The following is a 16,698-nucleotide window of genomic DNA, read 5'->3' as shown; positions in this document are numbered from 1 at the left end:
CAACCATGCAAGGCGCGATGATACGTCAGCAGCAACCCGTTACCGGCCGTAGCAAGCCGGTGCCGCGTGGTGCCAGCCGGCTGGTGGCCGACGAGCCCGTATCGGCGCGCCTGCCTCGGCCAAGCCTGGGTGGTCTCAAGCGCCTGCTGTGGCCGGTGCTGCTTGTGGCGGCCGGTTTTGGCGCCTACGAGGGCGCCATTCGCCTGATGCCGTACGCCGACCGGCCGATCACCAAGATCGACGTGCAGGGCGACCTCAGCTACATCAGCCAGCAGTCGGTGCAGCAGCGTATCGCGCCCTACGTGGCAGCGAGCTTCTTCAGCGTCGACCTGCCGGCGATGCGCGCAGAGCTCGAGCAGATGCCGTGGATCGCCCACGCCGAAGTGCGCCGGGTGTGGCCCGACGAGGTGGTGATCCGCCTGGAAGAACAGTTGCCGGTGGCGCGCTGGGGTGACGAAGCCTTGCTCAACAACCAGGGCCAGGCCTTCACCCCGCGCGAACTGGCCAACTACGAGCACCTGCCGCAGCTGGCCGGGCCGCAGCGTGCTCAGCAACAAGTGATGCAGCAGTATCAGGTATTGAGCCAGATGCTGCGCCCCCTGGGCTTTTCCATCGCTCGCCTGGAGCTGCGCGAGCGAGGCAGCTGGTTCCTGACCACGGGCGCGAGCAGCGCCGGGCCGGGCATCGAGCTGCTGTTGGGGCGCGACCATCTGGTGGAGAAGATGCGCCGTTTCATTGCCATTTACGACAAGACACTCAAAGACCAGATCAGCACTATCGCCCGCATTGATCTGCGTTACTCCAACGGACTTGCCGTTGGTTGGCGGGAACCGATTGCACCGACGACGGCCCAACCCGCCGTTGCGAAGAATTAGAGAGAGGCAGGACCATGGCAAACGCGCATAGCGGCAAAATGATCGTCGGGCTGGACATCGGCACCTCCAAGGTGGTGGCGCTGGTGGGTGAAGTGGGCGAGGACGGCACCCTGGAAATCGTCGGGATCGGTACCCATCCGTCCCGCGGCCTGAAAAAAGGCGTGGTGGTGAACATCGAGTCCACCGTGCAGTCGATCCAGCGCGCCGTGGAAGAAGCGCAGCTGATGGCCGGCTGCCGCATCCACTCGGCCTTCGTCGGCGTGGCCGGCAACCACATCCGCAGCCTGAATTCCCACGGCATCGTCGCCATCCGCGACCGCGAGGTCAGCCTGGCCGACCTGGAGCGCGTACTCGACGCCGCCCAGGCCGTTGCCATCCCGGCCGACCAGCGCGTGCTGCACACCCTGCCGCAGGACTACGTGATCGACAACCAGGAAGGCGTGCGCGAGCCGCTGGGCATGTCTGGCGTACGTCTGGAAGCCAAGGTCCACGTGGTCACCTGCGCGGTCAACGCGGCGCAGAACATCGAAAAATGCGTACGCCGCTGCGGCCTGGAAATCGACGACATCATCCTCGAGCAGTTGGCCTCGGCCTACTCGGTGCTGACCGACGATGAAAAAGAGCTGGGCGTGTGCCTGGTGGACATCGGTGGTGGCACCACCGACATCGCCATCTTCACCGAGGGCGCGATCCGTCACACTGCGGTGATCCCGATTGCCGGCGACCAGGTGACCAACGACATCGCCATGGCCCTGCGTACCCCGACCCAGTACGCCGAAGAAATCAAGATCCGCTACGCCTGCGCCCTGGCCAAACTGGCTGGCGCTGGCGAGACCATCAAGGTGCCAAGCGTGGGTGATCGCCCACCGCGCGAGCTGTCGCGCCAGGCCCTGGCCGAGGTGGTGGAGCCACGTTACGACGAGCTCTTCACCCTGATCCAGGCCGAACTGCGCCGCAGCGGCTACGAGGACCTGGTGCCGGCCGGCATCGTCCTCACCGGCGGCACCGCGAAGATGGAAGGCGCCGTGGAACTGGCCGAGGAAATCTTCCACATGCCGGTACGCCTGGGCGTGCCGCACAGCGTTCGGGGGCTTAGCGACGTGGTTCGCAACCCGATCTATTCCACCGGCGTGGGCTTGCTCACCTACGGCCTGCAGAAGCAGACCGAAGACCTGCCCCTGACCGGTAACAGCAGCAACAACAGCTATGGCGATGAACCGAAGGCTCCAGTGCTTGAACGCTTCAAGCGCTGGGTCCAGGGCAATTTCTAAGTTTCAAAGCAGTAGTGGTAGGCGCGACAACTAGAGAACTGTAAGGAGAGGGAAAATGTTCGAGCTCGTAGACAACGTCCCGCAAAGCCCGGTCATCAAAGTGATCGGTGTTGGCGGTGGTGGCGGCAACGCCGTCAACCACATGGTCAAGAGCAGCATCGAAGGCGTGGAGTTCATCTGCGCCAACACCGATGCTCAGGCGCTGAAGAACATCGGCGCGCGCACCATCCTGCAATTGGGCACTGGCGTGACCAAGGGCCTGGGTGCCGGTGCCAATCCGGAAGTCGGCCGCCAGGCCGCGCTGGAAGACCGTGAGCGCATCGCTGAAGTGCTGCAGGGCACCAACATGGTGTTCATCACCACTGGCATGGGCGGCGGTACCGGTACCGGTGCAGCGCCGATCATCGCCGAAGTGGCCAAGGAAATGGGCATTCTCACCGTTGCCGTGGTGACCCGTCCGTTCCCGTTCGAAGGCCGCAAGCGCATGCAGATCGCCGATGAAGGCATCCGCATGCTGGCCGAAAGCGTCGACTCGTTGATCACCATCCCCAACGAGAAGCTGCTGACCATCCTGGGCAAGGATGCCAGCCTGCTGTCCGCCTTCGCCAAGGCTGACGACGTACTGGCCGGTGCCGTGCGCGGTATCTCCGATATCATCAAGCGCCCGGGCATGATCAACGTCGACTTCGCCGACGTGCGTACCGTGATGGGTGAAATGGGCATGGCCATGATGGGTACTGGCTGCGCCAGCGGCCCGAACCGTGCGCGTGAAGCCACCGAGGCAGCGATCCGCAACCCGCTGCTGGAAGACGTCAACCTGCAGGGCGCCCGCGGCATCCTGGTGAACATCACCGCAGGCCCTGACCTGTCGCTGGGCGAGTACTCCGACGTGGGTAGCATCATCGAAGCCTTCGCCTCCGACCACGCCATGGTCAAGGTTGGCACCGTGATCGACCCGGACATGCGCGACGAACTGCACGTGACCGTAGTGGCCACCGGCCTGGGCGCGCGCATCGAGAAGCCTGTGAAGGTGGTCGACAACACCCTGCAGACTGCCCAGCAGGTGTACGAGGCTTCCAACCCGGCGCCGGTTCGCCAGGAGCAGCCTGCGGTCAACTACCGTGACCTGGAGCGCCCGACCGTAATGCGCAACCAGGCCCATGCAGGTGCTGCTGCAGCCGCTAAACTGAACCCTCAGGATGACCTGGACTACCTCGATATCCCGGCATTCCTGCGTCGTCAGGCTGATTAATGGAATTTATCAGGGGTATAAAGGTGATTGGTATTCATCAAAGGTTGGGTCTGTTATCATCCCCAGCCTTTGTTGATACCTGTTCGCAATTTGCGCTGAAGCGGCCAATGCCATGATTAAACAACGCACCCTGAAGAATACCATCCGTGCCACAGGTGTCGGTCTGCACTCCGGGGAGAAGGTTTACCTGACCCTCAAGCCTGCACCTGTTGACACCGGCATCGTCTTCCGCCGCGCCGACCTCGACCCTGTGGTCGAAATCCCGGCGCGCGCGGCCAACGTCGGCGAGACAACCATGTCGACGACGCTGGTCAACGGTGACGTCAAGGTCGATACGGTCGAGCACCTGCTCTCCGCCATGGCGGGCCTGGGCATCGATAACGCCTACGTCGAGCTCTCCGCCTCGGAAGTGCCGATCATGGATGGCAGCGCCGGACCCTTTGTATTTCTGATTCAGTCTGCCGGCCTGGAAGAACAGGACGCAGCCAAGAAGTTCATCCGCATCCTGCGTGAGGTAACCGTGGAAGAGGGCGACAAGCGCGCCACTTTCCTGCCTTTCGACGGTTTCAAGGTGAGCTTCGAGATCGACTTCGATCATCCGGTCCTCAAGGGCCAGACCCAGAGTGCGGTCGTCGACTTCTCCAGCACCTCGTTCGTGAAGGAAGTCAGCCGCGCCCGTACCTTCGGTTTCATGCGTGACATCGAGTACCTGCGCAAGCACAACCTTGCGCTGGGTGGCAGTGTCGAGAACGCCATCGTGGTCGACGAGACCGGTGTGCTCAACGAAGACGGCCTTCGTTCCGATGACGAATTCGTCAAGCACAAGATCCTCGACGCCATTGGCGACCTTTACCTGCTGGGCAACAGCCTGATCGGCGAGTTCAAGGGCTACAAGTCCGGCCACGCGCTGAACAACCAGCTGTTGCGCAAGCTGATTGCCGAAACCGATGCCTGGGAAGTGGTCACCTTCGAAGATGCCAGCACGGCACCGATCTCGTACATGCGCCCTGTTGCGGCCGTGTAAGTTCGAACACTCTCTAGTTCATTAAGGCCACCTTCGGGTGGCCTTTTTTATGGCTGACGCATTTTGCCGGGCAGGTCCGGCCATTCGCGGGCACGCCCGCTCCCACAAGGTGCTCACTGCCTCTGGAGCGGCGCAGTACCTGTGGGAGCGGGCGTGCCCGCGAATGGACTGCGTAGCAGTCCCGAAGGTGTCAGCGCTTGTCCTGGGCGTGAGCTGCCAGCCTTTCCAGTGCTGCGCGCAGCTTGGGGTCAGTGATGCCCTCGGCGGTATCGCGCAGGCTCTCGGCTGCGTTATTGGACAGTTCCGCAGCATGGCCACCACGCTTGGCTGGCACCAGCGGGGGCTGGACCTTGTACAGGATGCGCCTGAGGTTGGCGAACGCCTCCATGGCCTGTAATGCCGACATCAGGCGTTTCTGCTGATAGCGCAGGCGGGTTGCCCAGTGGCCGTCGGTTACCACCAGCAACAATGTGCCATCGCGCCACGACGCCACATGGCAATGCTCACGGGCGGCTGGTTGCAGCTGGCTTTCCAGCAGGCGCTGCAGGTGCTCCAGGCGTTCGGCCTGGTTCAGCAGCAGGCGTAGCGGGCGGACCTGGCGGAGCAGGGCCGAGGGCGGCTGGGCGGGGGAGGGTTTGTAGGCCATGGGTATGTGCATGAGGTTACAAGATCGGCAGTTTAACACCTCTTGTAGCCTGCACCGGCCTCTTCGCGGGCTTGCCCGCTCCCACAGGATCACCACAGGTCTCAAGTGTTGCGAAATACCTGTGGGAGCGGGCAAGCCCGCGAAGAGGCCCGTGCAGGCAACCAAGGACAAGACTCATTCTCGATACGTTTCATCTTCCCGAACCTTGAACTCAGGGAAAATGCCCCTATCTAAAACAAGCCCCCGCCAAAACGCTGTACAAGCATCGTGGAAATCCACCACTTTCCTCACCATCGTTTCCGGGTAGAATGCTCGTTCGCATGCGGCCTCAGGGCTGCACGGGCGACTCATGGGGCCGCCCTCCATCCCTACGTGTGGAAGATCCTGCCGATATGTTTGCGCCTTTGTTAAAGAAACTTTTTGGAAGCAAGAACGAGCGTGAAGTCAAACGCATGCTCAAGACGGTGAACATCGTCAATGCTCTCGAAGAGAAGATGGTGGCCCTCTCCGACGAGCAACTGCGGGGCAAGACCGCAGAGTTCAAGGAGCGCCTGGCCAAAGGCGAGACACTGGACCAGTTGCTGCCTGAAGCCTTCGCCGTGGCCCGTGAGGCCGGCAAGCGCGTGATGGGCATGCGCCACTTCGACGTGCAGCTGATCGGTGGCATGACCCTGCACGAGGGCATGATCGCAGAAATGCGTACCGGTGAAGGCAAGACCTTGGTCGGTACCCTGGCCGTGTACCTCAACGCATTGTCCGGCAAGGGCGTGCACGTGGTCACCGTCAACGACTACCTGGCCCGCCGCGACGCCAACTGGATGCGCCCGCTGTACGAGTTCCTCGGCCTGTCGGTCGGCATCGTCTCGGCCTTCCAGCCGCCGGAAGAAAAGCGCGCCGCCTACGCGTCCGACATCACCTACGGCACCAACAACGAATTCGGTTTCGACTACCTGCGCGACAACATGGCGTTCAGCCAGGACGAGAAGTTCCAGCGTGAACTGAACTTCGCCGTTATCGACGAAGTCGACTCCATCCTCATCGACGAAGCGCGTACCCCGCTGATCATCTCCGGTCAGGCCGAGGACAGCTCCAAGCTGTACATCGAGATCAACCGTCTGATCCCGCGCCTTACCCAGCACATCGAAGAGGTCGAAGGCCAGGTCACCCAGGAAGGCCACTTCACCATCGACGAGAAGAGCCGTCAGGTCGAGCTGAACGAAGCCGGTCACCAGTTCATCGAAGAGATGCTCACCCAGTCCGGCCTGCTGGCCGAGGGCGAGAGCCTGTACTCGGCGCATAACCTGAGCCTGCTGACCCACGTCTACGCCGGCCTGCGTGCGCACAAGCTGTTCCACCGCAACATCGAATACATCGTCCAGGACGGCCAGGTCCTGCTGATCGACGAGCACACCGGCCGTACCATGCCGGGCCGTCGTCTGTCCGAAGGCCTGCACCAGGCCATCGAAGCCAAAGAGAACCTGAACATCCAGGCCGAGAGCCAGACCCTGGCTTCGACCACCTTCCAGAACTACTTCCGCCTCTACACCAAGCTGTCCGGCATGACCGGTACCGCCGACACCGAAGCGTTCGAGTTCCAGTCGATCTACGGGCTCAACGTGATGGTCATTCCGCCGAACAAGCCGTTGGCGCGTAAAGACTTCAACGACCTGGTGTACCTGACCGCCGACGAGAAATACGCCGCGATCATCGCCGACATCAAGGAAAGCATGAAGCAGGGCCGCCCGGTGCTGGTGGGTACTGCGACCATCGAAACCTCCGAGCACATGTCCAACCTCCTGAAGAAGGAAGGTATCGACCACAAGGTGCTCAACGCCAAGTACCACGAGAAGGAAGCCGAGATCATCGCGCAAGCAGGTGCGCCAGGTGCCCTGACCATCGCCACCAACATGGCCGGCCGTGGTACCGACATCCTGCTGGGCGGTAACTGGGAAGCCGAAGTGGCTGCCCTGGAAAACCCGACCGCCGAGCAGATCGCCCAGATCAAGGCCGACTGGCAGAAGCGTCACCAGCAGGTGATCGAGACGGGTGGCCTGCACGTGATCGCTTCCGAGCGCCACGAATCGCGCCGTATCGACAACCAGCTGCGTGGCCGTTCCGGCCGTCAGGGCGACCCGGGCTCCAGCCGCTTCTACCTGTCGTTGGAAGACAGCCTGATGCGTATCTTCGCCTCTGACCGGGTGAAGAACTTCATGAAGGCGCTGGGCATGCAGTCCGGCGAGGCCATCGAGCACCGCATGGTCACCAACGCCATCGAGAAGGCCCAGCGCAAGGTCGAAGGCCGCAACTTCGACATCCGCAAGCAGTTGCTGGAATACGACGACGTGGCCAACGAGCAGCGCAAGGTGATCTACCACATGCGCAACAGCCTGCTGGCCGCCGAGAACATTGGCGACACCATCGTCGAATTCCGCAAGGAAGTACTGGACGCTACCATCAGCCAGCACATTCCGCCGCAGTCGCTGCCAGAGCAGTGGGACGTGGCCGGTCTGGAAGCTTCGCTTGCCAGCGATTTCGCCATGAAGCTGCCGATCCAGCAGTGGCTCGACGAGGACGATCACCTCTACGAAGAGACCCTGCGCGAGAAGCTGCTGAACGAAATCACCACCGCGTACACCGAGAAGGAAGACCAGGCCGGTATGGAAGCCCTGCGTACCTTCGAGAAGCAGATCCTGCTGCGCGTGCTGGATGACCTGTGGAAAGACCACCTGTCGACCATGGACCACCTGCGTCACGGTATTCACCTTCGTGGTTATGCGCAGAAGAACCCGAAGCAGGAGTACAAGCGCGAATCCTTCAGCCTGTTCCAGGAGCTGCTCGAGTCGATCAAGCGCGACACCATCCGTGTGCTGTCGCACGTTCAGGTACGCCGCGAAGACCCGGTCGAAGAGGAAGCCCGCCTGCGCCGCGAGGCCGAGGAACTGGCCAGCCGCATGCAGTTCCAGCATGCCGCTGCCCCGGGCCTGGAAAGCGAGCAACTGAACGAGGAGGGCGCCGAAGTGGCCGTTGCCTCGGCACCGGTGCGCAACGAGCAGAAGCTGGGCCGCAACGAGCCGTGCTGGTGTGGTTCGGGCAAGAAGTTCAAGCATTGCCACGGGCAGATCGAGTGATCTGACCTGAATTGGGGCCGCGGTGCGGCCCTATCGCGACACAAGGCCGCTCCCACAGGGATAGCGCACAGCCGCAACGCTGCGCCGTCCTATGTGGGAGCGGCCTTGTGTCGCGATGGGGCGCGAAGCGGCCCCGTTTTTCGATATCAACCGTATTTTCTAGGAGCGCTCTAATGGCTGTTGGTCTTGGTCCTTTGCCCACCCTGCACCCGGTTCCGGGTTTTGAACTCGGCATCGCTTCTGCCGGCATCAAGCGCCCGGGGCGCAAGGATGTGGTGGTCATGCGCTGCGCCGAAGGCTCCAGCGTGGCTGGCGTGTTCACCCTCAACGCCTTCTGCGCAGCGCCGGTGATCCTGTCCAAGCAGCGTGTGCAGGGCACCGTGCGCTACCTGCTGACCAACACCGGTAACGCCAACGCCGGCACCGGCGCGCCAGGCCTGGCCGCCGCCGAACGCACCTGCGCCAAGCTGGCCGAGCTGGCCGGCGTACCGGCCGAGTCGGTACTGCCGTTCTCCACCGGCGTAATCGGCGAGCCGCTGCCGGTCGAGAAGATCGAAGGCGCGCTGCAGGCTGCCCTCGACAACCTGTCGGAAAACCACTGGGCCGAAGCCGCCACCGGCATCATGACCACCGACACCCTGCCCAAGGGTGCCAGCCGCCAGTTCCAGCACGATGGCGTGACCGTTACCGTCACCGGCATCAGCAAGGGGGCAGGCATGATTCGCCCGAACATGGCCACCATGCTCGGCTACATCGCCACCGACGCCAAGGTTGCCCCGGCGGTACTAAAGGACCTGATGCTGGACGGCGCCAACAAGTCGTTCAACCGCATCACCATCGATGGCGACACCTCGACCAACGACTGCTGCATGCTGATCGCCACCGGCAAGGCCAACCTGCCGGAAGTCACCGAAGCCAGCGGCGCATTGTTCGAAGCGCTGAAGAAGGCGGTGTTCGAAGTGTGCATGGAAGTGGCCCAGGCCATCGTCCGTGACGGCGAAGGCGCCACCAAGTTCGTTACCGTGCAGGTCAACGGCGGTGGCAACCACCAGGAGTGCCTGGACGTCGGCTACGCCGTGGCCCACTCGCCGCTGATCAAGACTGCGCTGTTCGCTTCCGACCCCAACTGGGGCCGTATCCTCGCTGCCGTTGGCCGTGCCGGTGTACCGGAGCTGGATGTGAGCCTGATCGATGTGTACCTGGACAGCGTGTGCATTGCCAGCAAAGGCGGCCGCAGCCCGAGCTACACCGAAGACCAGGGCGCCAAGGTAATGGCCCAGGAAGAGATCACCATCCGCATCGAGCTGGGCCGTGGCCAGTGCAGCGAAACCATCTGGACCACCGACCTGTCCCACGAGTACGTGAAGATCAACGCCGAGTACCGTACCTGATGTAGTTGGGGCCGCGTTGCGGCCCATCGCGACACAAGGCCGCTCCCACAAGGACCTGCGTACACCGCCCCATGTGGGAGCGGCCTTGTGTCGCGAAAGGGCTGCAGAGCAGCCCCAAAATTCCCAAACGATGGAGCCGAACCATGAGCTATCACCTGATCATCGGCGACAAGCTGTATTCCTCCTGGTCGCTGCGTGGCGCCCTGGCCCTCGAGCTGGCTGGCGTGCCTTACGAAGAAACACTGATCAAACTCAACCAGCCTGACACCCGTCAGCGCATCCTCGCCTTCTCTGCTACCGGCAAGGTTCCGCTGCTCAAGACCGAGCACGGTGTCATCGCCGACTCGCTGGCCATTGCCGAATACCTCAACGAACGCCACCCCGACGCCCAGCTGTGGCCTGCCGACGTGGCGGCCCGGGCCCAGGCCCGTTCGGCCTGCGCGCAGATGCACAGCGGCTTCTTCGCCCTGCGCGGTGCCATGCCGTTCGACCTGTCGCGCGACCAGGCGCTGGACAGCGTGCCGCTGGAGGTTCAAATCGATATCGACCGTATCGTTGCACTGTGGTCCGAATGCCGCCTGGTGGCCAAGGACAGCGGCCCGTTCCTGTTCGGCAAGCCGAGCCTGGCCGATGCCTTCTTCGCCCCGGTGGCCGTACGCCTGCGCACCTACCGCGTGGAAGTGCCTGCGGAGGCGGCGGCCTATATCGAAACCATTTACCAGTGGCCGGCCTTCCAGGCCTGGCAGCAGGCTGGCCTGGCGGAGCGTGAAGGGTGAAACGGATTCATGTTGTAGCCGCTGTCATTCGTGGTACTGACGGCCGCATTCTGATCGCACGGCGTGCCGATACCCAGCACCAGGGCGGCCTGTGGGAATTCCCGGGCGGCAAGGTGGAAGAGGGTGAGGGCGTCGAGGCGGCGCTGGCCCGCGAGCTGCGCGAGGAGCTGGGCATCGAGGTAAGCCGTTCGCGCGCGCTGATCAAGGTCAGCCACGACTACCCGGACAAGCAGGTGCTGCTGGACGTGCGCGAAGTCGAGGCGTTCACCGGCGAGCCGCATGGCGCCGAGGGTCAGCCGCTGGAATGGGTTGCCCCACGTGATTTGCCCCAGTACGAATTCCCCGAGGCCAATAAACCGATCGTTGCAGCCGCGCGCCTGCCGGACCAGTACCTGATCACCCCCGATGGCCTGGAAGTGCCGCAGATGCTCAAGGGCATCCAGAAGGCGGTGGCCAGCGGCATTCGCCTGATCCAGTTGCGTGCCCCGGACATGTACGACCCCAAGTACCGCGATGTGGCGGTGGATGCGGTCGGCCTGTGCGCGGGCAAGGCGCAGTTGATGCTCAAGGGGCCGCTGGAGTGGCTGGGTGACTTCCCAGCCGCGGGTTGGCACCTGACGGCTGCACAACTGCGCAAGTATGCCGCCAACGGCCGGCCGTTCCCCAAGGAGCGCTGGCTGGCGGCGTCCTGCCACAGTGCCGAAGAGCTGGCGCTGGCAGAGCAGATGGGCGTGGACTTCGTCACCTTGTCGCCGGTGCAGGCAACCCGGACACACCCTGAGGCGGTGCCGCTGGGCTGGGACGAGGCACAGCGGTTGATTGCCGGGTTCAACAAGCCGGTCTACCTGCTGGGTGGGGTAGGGCCGGGTGAGCGTGAGCAGGCCTGGGAAGCGGGGGCACAGGGTGTGGCCGGGATCCGGGCGTTCTGGCCTGAGATCTGAGTCGCCTGTAATTGGGGCCGCTTTGCGGCCCATCGCGACACAAGGCCGCTCCCACAAGGATCTGCGTACACCGCCCCATGTGGGAGCGGCCTTGTGTCGCGATGGGCTGCGCAGCAGCCCCAAAAATATCAGCCCTGCGGCTTTTCAGCAGGCTGCCACAAAACCTCAGCCACCCCCTGCCGCCGCCCAATGATCCGCGCCGCCACGAACAGCAGATCCGAAAGCCGGTTGATATACGCCAACCCAACCCCCGCCAACGGCTCCAGCGCATTCAGCTGCTGGCACCGCCGCTCCGCACTGCGCGCCAGGCTCCGGCACACATGCGCCTGCGCCACCAGCGCCGAGCCACTGGGCAAGATGAAGTTCTTCAACGGCCCCAGCTCTTCATTCCACACATCGATCGCCGCCTCCAGGCGTTCCACTTCCGCCAGGTTCAACGCCTGATAACTGGGCATCGCCAACTCACCGCCCAGGTCGAACAGGCGGTGCTGACATGGCGCCAACACCGCGCTCACTTCATCCAACCCTTGTTCGGCCAGCCCCGCCAGCAGCAAACCCAGTTGGCTGTTCAGGCTGTCCACCTCGCCAATCGCTTCGATCCGTGGGTGGTCCTTGGGCACCCGGCGCCCGTCGCCCAGGCCGGTTTCGCCTTTGTCGCCGGTGCGGGTGTAGATCTTCGACAGGCGGTAACCCATGTCATTTCTCCGTTTTGGCCGGCGCCGCCGCTGCCGGCTGGCCGAGGGGCAGGCGCAGGGTGAAGCAGGTACCCTGGCCGGGCGTGGATTGCACTTCCATCTGCCCCTTGTGGTTGTTGGTGATGATGAAGTACGAGACCGACAGGCCCAGCCCGGTGCCCTGGCCGATTTCCTTGGTGGTGAAGAACGGCTCGAAGGTGCGTTTGCGCACCCCCTCGGGCATGCCGACGCCGTTGTCCTCGACCTGGATTTCCGCCCATGGCGGGCTCAAGCGGGTGCGCAGGGTGATGCGCCCGGGCTCGCTCGGCTGCGGCCGCTGGTGGATGGCCTGGGCGGCGTTTTTCAGCAGGTTCAGCAGCACCTGTTCCAATTCGTTGGCGGTGCACGGCACCTGCCCCAGTTCGGGGTCGAACTGGCGCACGATGGCCTGGCCCTTGAAGTCGAAGCCGATCGCCAGGTCGAAGTCGTTGCCGGCAATCTCCACCGCCTGATCGATCAGCGCCGGCAGGTCGCACGGCGCCAACTGGCGGTTGCTGCGGCGGCTGAAACTGAGCATGTGGGTGACGATCTTCGCCGCCCGCGCACCGGCCTGCTGGATGCCGTCGAGCAATAGCGGCACTTCGCGGCTCTCCAGGTAACGGTTGACCGTGGGCAGGTCGATGCCCAGTTCCTCGGCCTGCTCCTGGTTGCGCGGCAGCTCGGGTGACAGGCGCCGGCGGATGTTCTGCACGTTATGCAGGATCGCGCCTAGCGGGTTGTTGATCTCGTGGGCCATGCCGGCGGCCAGGCCGCCGACCGAAAGCATCTTCTCCGATTGCACCATCATTTCCTCCAGCGACAGGCGCTGGGTGATGTCGTCGATACGGATGACTACGCCACGGCCGCCGCCACCGGTCAGCGGGTAGAAGGTCAGGGCGTAGTGGCGCAGGTCGTCGCCCTTGGGCCAGGTGACTCGCTCGATCTTCGCCACCCGGTGCTTTTCCACGGTTTCCTTCAGCTGTGGCAGGAACGGCTTGAGCGGTTCGAAGGCGATGAAGATCGGCTGGTTCAGCGCTTCGTCCAATGGCGTGCCGGAAAGCACCGTGGCTTCGTGATTCCACTGGGTCACGTAGAGCTGTTCGTCGAGGGCGATCAGCGCCGAAGGCATCGAGTCGATGATGCTGTTGAGGTAATTCTGGAAGCCGGTGAGTTTCTTCTCGATCTTGCTGCGCACCTGGACTTCCAGCTCCAGCTTGCGGTTGGTATGGCGGGTTTCCTCGGCCAGGCCCTGGGCCTGGTCATAGGCCTCCTGGAACTCGTCGCGGGTGCGCTTGAGCTGCTGTTCGCGGGCCTCGATGCGCGAAAGCATGGTGTTGAACGCTTCGGCCAGGCTGCCGATTTCGTCGTCGTTGCCGCGATGCGCACGCAGGGCATAGCTTTCTTCGCGGGTGACCTGGCGGCTGAGCTCTTCGAGCTGGTTGATCGGCTGGGTGATCAGGCGCTTGATCTGCCGGGCGATGACGATCCACAGCAGGATGCTGAACACCAGGATGCCCAGGCTGGCGCTGAGGGTGCCGGTGTAGAAAGCCGTGGGCAGTTCGCTGCTGGCTACCAGCAGCAGGTGCGCGGGCGGGTTGGCGTCACGTGGCATGCGGATCAGCTGGGTGCTGCGAAACTCCATCAGGCGCCAGCCGTCGATGTCGCGAAAACGCCTGGGCAACGCCAGCGGCTCGCCGTGCTGCAGTTGCGCCAGTATGCGGCCATCGCCACCGTAGACAGCGGCGGCGCGCAGCGGCGTGTAGCTGTCCAGTTCCTTGAGCAGGGCGCTGGCGGTGTCCGGGCTGTCGCCGGCGCGGGCCGCCAGTTGCGGGTTGGCCACCAGCCGGCCGATGGTGTGCAGCGCCTGTGGCGCCATGCTTTCCTGGGTGATCCAGTAGGCGGCGCTGATGAAGGTGAGGTTGGCCACCAGCAGGATGGTCACCAGCAACACCAGCAGGGCCGCCAGCAGCTTCTGCCCGACCGGGAGGTTTTCCAGGCGTTGGCGCAAGGTCATGGGCTAGGCAATGTCCATATCCGGTTGAAAGGGTCGCGTCAGTCGCAGGGCAAACCACGCACGCGCAAATTATCGACCAGGCGCTGCCGCAGGTGTTCCAGCTCTTTCAGATGCAGGCCATGACGGCCAGCGACGCGGCAGGCGTGGCCAAGCAGGTAGTGCACCTCGGTGCGCCGGCCAGCGCGTACATCCTGGTACATGGAAGAGTAGTTGGCTGCGGTGGCGAGGATCACCCGCTGTACTTCTTCGTCCAGCCCGTTTGCCGCTTCTGGCTGACCACAGTGGCGCAGTAGCTGGGCCAGCTCGACGCACAGGGCGTCCACTTCGCCCAGGTGCCCCAGCAGCCCGCCGTTCTGGCAGTCGTGCAGCACGGTCAGCGGGTTGATGGCGCAATTGAGCGCCAGCTTGCGCCACAGGCGGGTGAGGATATCCACCGTCCACTCGGCGGGGATGCCGGCCTCGTGCAGGTCATCGAACCAGGTCGGGATCGTCGGGTTGCGTGGGTCGCCCAGCCAGTTGAAGCCGTGGCCGGCAAAGCGTACCTGCCAGTCACCCTCGCGGAACGCCCCTTCGGTACTGGAGGCGAAGATGCAGCGCGCGTGGGGCACCAGGTCGGCGACTTCGTCCTGGCTGCCCAGGCCGTTCTGCAGCAGCACCACTTCGGCGCCCTCGGCCAGGCGCGCTGCCACGCCGGCAATGGCCGGGGCAGCGTCGTAGGCCTTGCAGGCCACCAGCAGACGGTGGATCGGGCCGCGTGCCTGCGCGGTTTCGGCGGGGATGGCGTAGTGGCGGGGCTGGTCCTGTTCGACCAGGGTAAGGCCGCCGGCCTGCTGGTAGGCCTGCAGCCGTTGCCCGTCACGCAGGATCAGGCGTACTGCCTTGCCCGCGCGCGCCAGGCGGCAAGCCCACAGGCTGCCCAGGCTACCGGCGCCGAGAATATGCCAGGTGCTGCTCATATGCGTTTCGCAACCCGTTATAATGAGCCCGCATTTTAACCGTCAAACCCAGCGCGCTCCATCTTCAGCCTGAGCGCGCTTTTATTTTGGGAGAACAACCATGCCTTCGTTCGACGTGGTATCGGAACTGGACAAGCACGAAGTGCAGAACGCGGTCGACAACGCCATCAAGGACCTGGACCGCCGCTACGACCTCAAGGGCAAGGGTACCTTCGAGTTCAAGGACAAAGAGCAGACCGTGATGCTTACCGCCGAGGAAGAGTTCCAGCTCGAAGCGATGCTGGAAATCCTGCGCCTGGCGCTGGTCAAGCGCAAGATCGACGTGAAGTGCCTGGAAACCAAGGACCCGTACGCCTCGGGCAAGGAAAAGAAACAGGAAGCCAAGTTCCGCGAAGGCATCGACAAGGACCTGGCGAAGAAGATCGTCGCCACCATCAAGGATGGCAAGCTGAAAGTGCAGGCCGCCATCCAGGGCGAACAGGTACGCGTTACCGGCAAAAAGCGTGACGACCTGCAGGAAGCCATTGCCCTGCTGCGTACCAAGGAATTCGACATGCCGTTGCAGTTCAACAACTTCCGCGACTGATGTGGGCACCACCCGGAACCCCGATGGCCAAATGATGTCCATGGGGGCCGGGGCTGCGCAATCGCGCGCGGCCTGTTCTACCGTGTACTTGCCGCTCGGCATCAGGAGATGAATATGGATTTGAACGCTGAAGTCGATCAGCTGGTCCGCCAATCCCAGACCTGGATTCCCTTGATCATGGAATACGGCAGCCGTGTGCTGCTGGCGCTGCTGACCCTGGCGGTCGGCTGGTGGATCATCAACAAGGTCAGCGCCCGCCTGGGCAGGCTGGTTGGCCTGCGCAACGCCGACCTGGCGCTGCAAGGCTTCATCAGCACCCTGTCGAATATCGTGCTGAAGGTGCTGCTGTTCGTCAGCGTGGCATCGATGATCGGTATCGAGACCACCTCGTTCGTTGCCGCCATCGGTGCCGCGGGCCTGGCCATCGGCCTGGCCTTGCAGGGCAGCCTGGCGAACTTCGCCGGCGGTGTGCTGATCCTGATGTTCCGCCCGTTCCGCATCGGTGACTGGATCGAGGCGCAAGGCGTGGCTGGCACCGTCGACAGCATCCAGATCTTCCACACCGTGCTGCGCACCGGTGACAACAAGACCGTGATCATGCCCAACGGCAGCCTGTCCAACGGCATCATCACCAACACCAACCGCCAGCCGACGCGCAAGGTGGTGTTCGATGTGGGCGTGGACTACGACGCCGACCTGCAGAAGGCCCGCAACGTGCTGCTGGAGCTGGCGCAGGACCCGCGTGTGCTGCCCGACCCGGCGCCGCAGGCGGTGGTCGCGACCCTGGGCGACAGCTCGATCACCGTGTCGTTGCGCTTGTGGACCAAGACTGCCGATTACTGGGATGTGATGTTCATGCTCAACGAGCATGCGCGCGACCGGTTGAAGGCTGAAGGGATCGACATTCCGTTCCCGCAGCGGGTGATTCGCGTGGTGCAGGAGACTGCAGCGCAGTAATACCGCGTTGTCATCGGTTGGGGCCGCTTCGCGCCCCTTCGCGACACAAGGCCGCTCCTACAGGGAATCGCGTAACCCTTGTAGGAGCGGCCTTGTGTCGCGATGGGGCGCGAAGCGGCCCCGGCTTTTTACACTTGTTCACAGCAATACCCCGCCATTTCTGGCATA

14 protein-coding genes are annotated in these 16,698 nt (G+C 63.5%); 10 read left to right on the top strand and 4 right to left on the bottom strand.

What is annotated here, in order from left to right:
• Positions 1-5: 5 nt before the first annotated feature.
• The 4 genes from CAG46_RS07075 (at position 6) to lpxC (ending at position 4,422) form a co-directional block, all read left to right on the top strand.
• On the top strand, positions 6-875 hold the full coding sequence (locus CAG46_RS07075; protein ID WP_025340544.1) for a cell division protein FtsQ/DivIB: 870 nt from the start codon (positions 6-8) through the stop codon (positions 873-875).
• 14 nt (positions 876-889) lie between these two features.
• Positions 890-2,146, top strand: coding sequence for a cell division protein FtsA (gene ftsA / locus CAG46_RS07070; protein ID WP_015271706.1), 1,257 nt, complete (start codon positions 890-892; stop codon positions 2,144-2,146).
• A gap of 55 nt (positions 2,147-2,201) precedes the next feature.
• A complete protein-coding gene (gene ftsZ, locus CAG46_RS07065; RefSeq protein ID WP_003260772.1) occupies positions 2,202-3,398 on the top strand; it encodes a cell division protein FtsZ in 1,197 nt (398 codons plus the stop codon).
• 112 nt (positions 3,399-3,510) lie between these two features.
• On the top strand, positions 3,511-4,422 hold the full coding sequence (lpxC, locus tag CAG46_RS07060; RefSeq protein WP_003260771.1) for a UDP-3-O-acyl-N-acetylglucosamine deacetylase: 912 nt from the start codon (positions 3,511-3,513) through the stop codon (positions 4,420-4,422).
• A 190-nt stretch (positions 4,423-4,612) separates the two neighbouring features.
• Here the strand turns inward: lpxC and CAG46_RS07055 are convergent, their stop codons facing one another.
• Positions 4,613-5,068, bottom strand: coding sequence for a DUF721 domain-containing protein (locus CAG46_RS07055; RefSeq protein ID WP_085614293.1), 456 nt, complete (start codon positions 5,066-5,068; stop codon positions 4,613-4,615).
• A gap of 392 nt (positions 5,069-5,460) precedes the next feature.
• Between CAG46_RS07055 and secA the strand changes: the two genes are divergently transcribed.
• The 4 genes from secA to CAG46_RS07030 all read left to right on the top strand — a co-directional run bounded on the left by secA (position 5,461) and on the right by CAG46_RS07030 (position 11,304).
• A complete protein-coding gene (gene secA / locus CAG46_RS07045; RefSeq protein WP_025340542.1) occupies positions 5,461-8,196 on the top strand; it encodes a preprotein translocase subunit SecA in 2,736 nt (911 codons plus the stop codon).
• Between the two features lie 173 nt (positions 8,197-8,369).
• Positions 8,370-9,587 carry a bifunctional glutamate N-acetyltransferase/amino-acid acetyltransferase ArgJ gene (argJ, locus tag CAG46_RS07040; RefSeq protein WP_023662147.1) on the top strand — a complete coding sequence of 406 codons (1,218 nt, stop codon included), beginning with the start codon at positions 8,370-8,372 and terminating at the stop codon, positions 9,585-9,587.
• A 143-nt stretch (positions 9,588-9,730) separates the two neighbouring features.
• Positions 9,731-10,363, top strand: coding sequence for a glutathione S-transferase family protein (locus CAG46_RS07035; RefSeq protein ID WP_075046257.1), 633 nt, complete (start codon positions 9,731-9,733; stop codon positions 10,361-10,363).
• Positions 10,360-11,304, top strand: a complete 945-nt coding sequence (locus CAG46_RS07030; RefSeq protein ID WP_061303700.1) for a Nudix family hydrolase — start codon at positions 10,360-10,362, stop codon at positions 11,302-11,304. The genes CAG46_RS07035 and CAG46_RS07030 overlap by 4 nt, the downstream gene beginning before the upstream one ends.
• Positions 11,305-11,432: 128 nt before the next feature.
• Here the strand turns inward: CAG46_RS07030 and CAG46_RS07025 are convergent, their stop codons facing one another.
• Genes CAG46_RS07025 through CAG46_RS07015 form a run of 3 tightly spaced genes read right to left on the bottom strand, consistent with a single transcriptional unit; the run spans position 11,433 to position 14,987 of the window.
• Complete coding sequence (locus tag CAG46_RS07025; RefSeq protein WP_085614292.1) at positions 11,433-11,999, bottom strand: cob(I)yrinic acid a,c-diamide adenosyltransferase; 567 nt, start codon at positions 11,997-11,999, stop codon at positions 11,433-11,435.
• 1 nt (position 12,000) lies between these two features.
• Positions 12,001-14,031 carry an ATP-binding protein gene (locus CAG46_RS07020; RefSeq protein ID WP_075046254.1) on the bottom strand — a complete coding sequence of 677 codons (2,031 nt, stop codon included), beginning with the start codon at positions 14,029-14,031 and terminating at the stop codon, positions 12,001-12,003.
• A gap of 38 nt (positions 14,032-14,069) precedes the next feature.
• Positions 14,070-14,987 carry a putative 2-dehydropantoate 2-reductase gene (locus tag CAG46_RS07015; protein WP_085614291.1) on the bottom strand — a complete coding sequence of 306 codons (918 nt, stop codon included), beginning with the start codon at positions 14,985-14,987 and terminating at the stop codon, positions 14,070-14,072.
• Between the two features lie 100 nt (positions 14,988-15,087).
• Between CAG46_RS07015 and CAG46_RS07010 the strand changes: the two genes are divergently transcribed.
• Together CAG46_RS07010 and CAG46_RS07005 are read left to right on the top strand one after the other, a co-directional pair.
• Positions 15,088-15,573 (top strand): YajQ family cyclic di-GMP-binding protein, encoded by a 486-nt coding sequence (locus tag CAG46_RS07010; RefSeq protein WP_016713577.1) that lies wholly within the window; start codon positions 15,088-15,090, stop codon positions 15,571-15,573.
• Between the two features lie 114 nt (positions 15,574-15,687).
• Positions 15,688-16,530, top strand: a complete 843-nt coding sequence (locus CAG46_RS07005; protein WP_025340536.1) for a mechanosensitive ion channel family protein — start codon at positions 15,688-15,690, stop codon at positions 16,528-16,530.
• The last annotated feature ends 168 nt before the right edge of the window (positions 16,531-16,698 follow it).

Origin of the sequence: Pseudomonas sp. B23(2017) (genome assembly GCF_002113725.1) — a bacterium.
In the GTDB taxonomy this organism is placed as follows: domain Bacteria; phylum Pseudomonadota; class Gammaproteobacteria; order Pseudomonadales; family Pseudomonadaceae; genus Aquipseudomonas; species Aquipseudomonas putida_Z.
The sequence above is the reverse complement of the archived record's forward strand: the minus strand, read 5'-3'. Positions and strand labels throughout refer to the sequence as shown.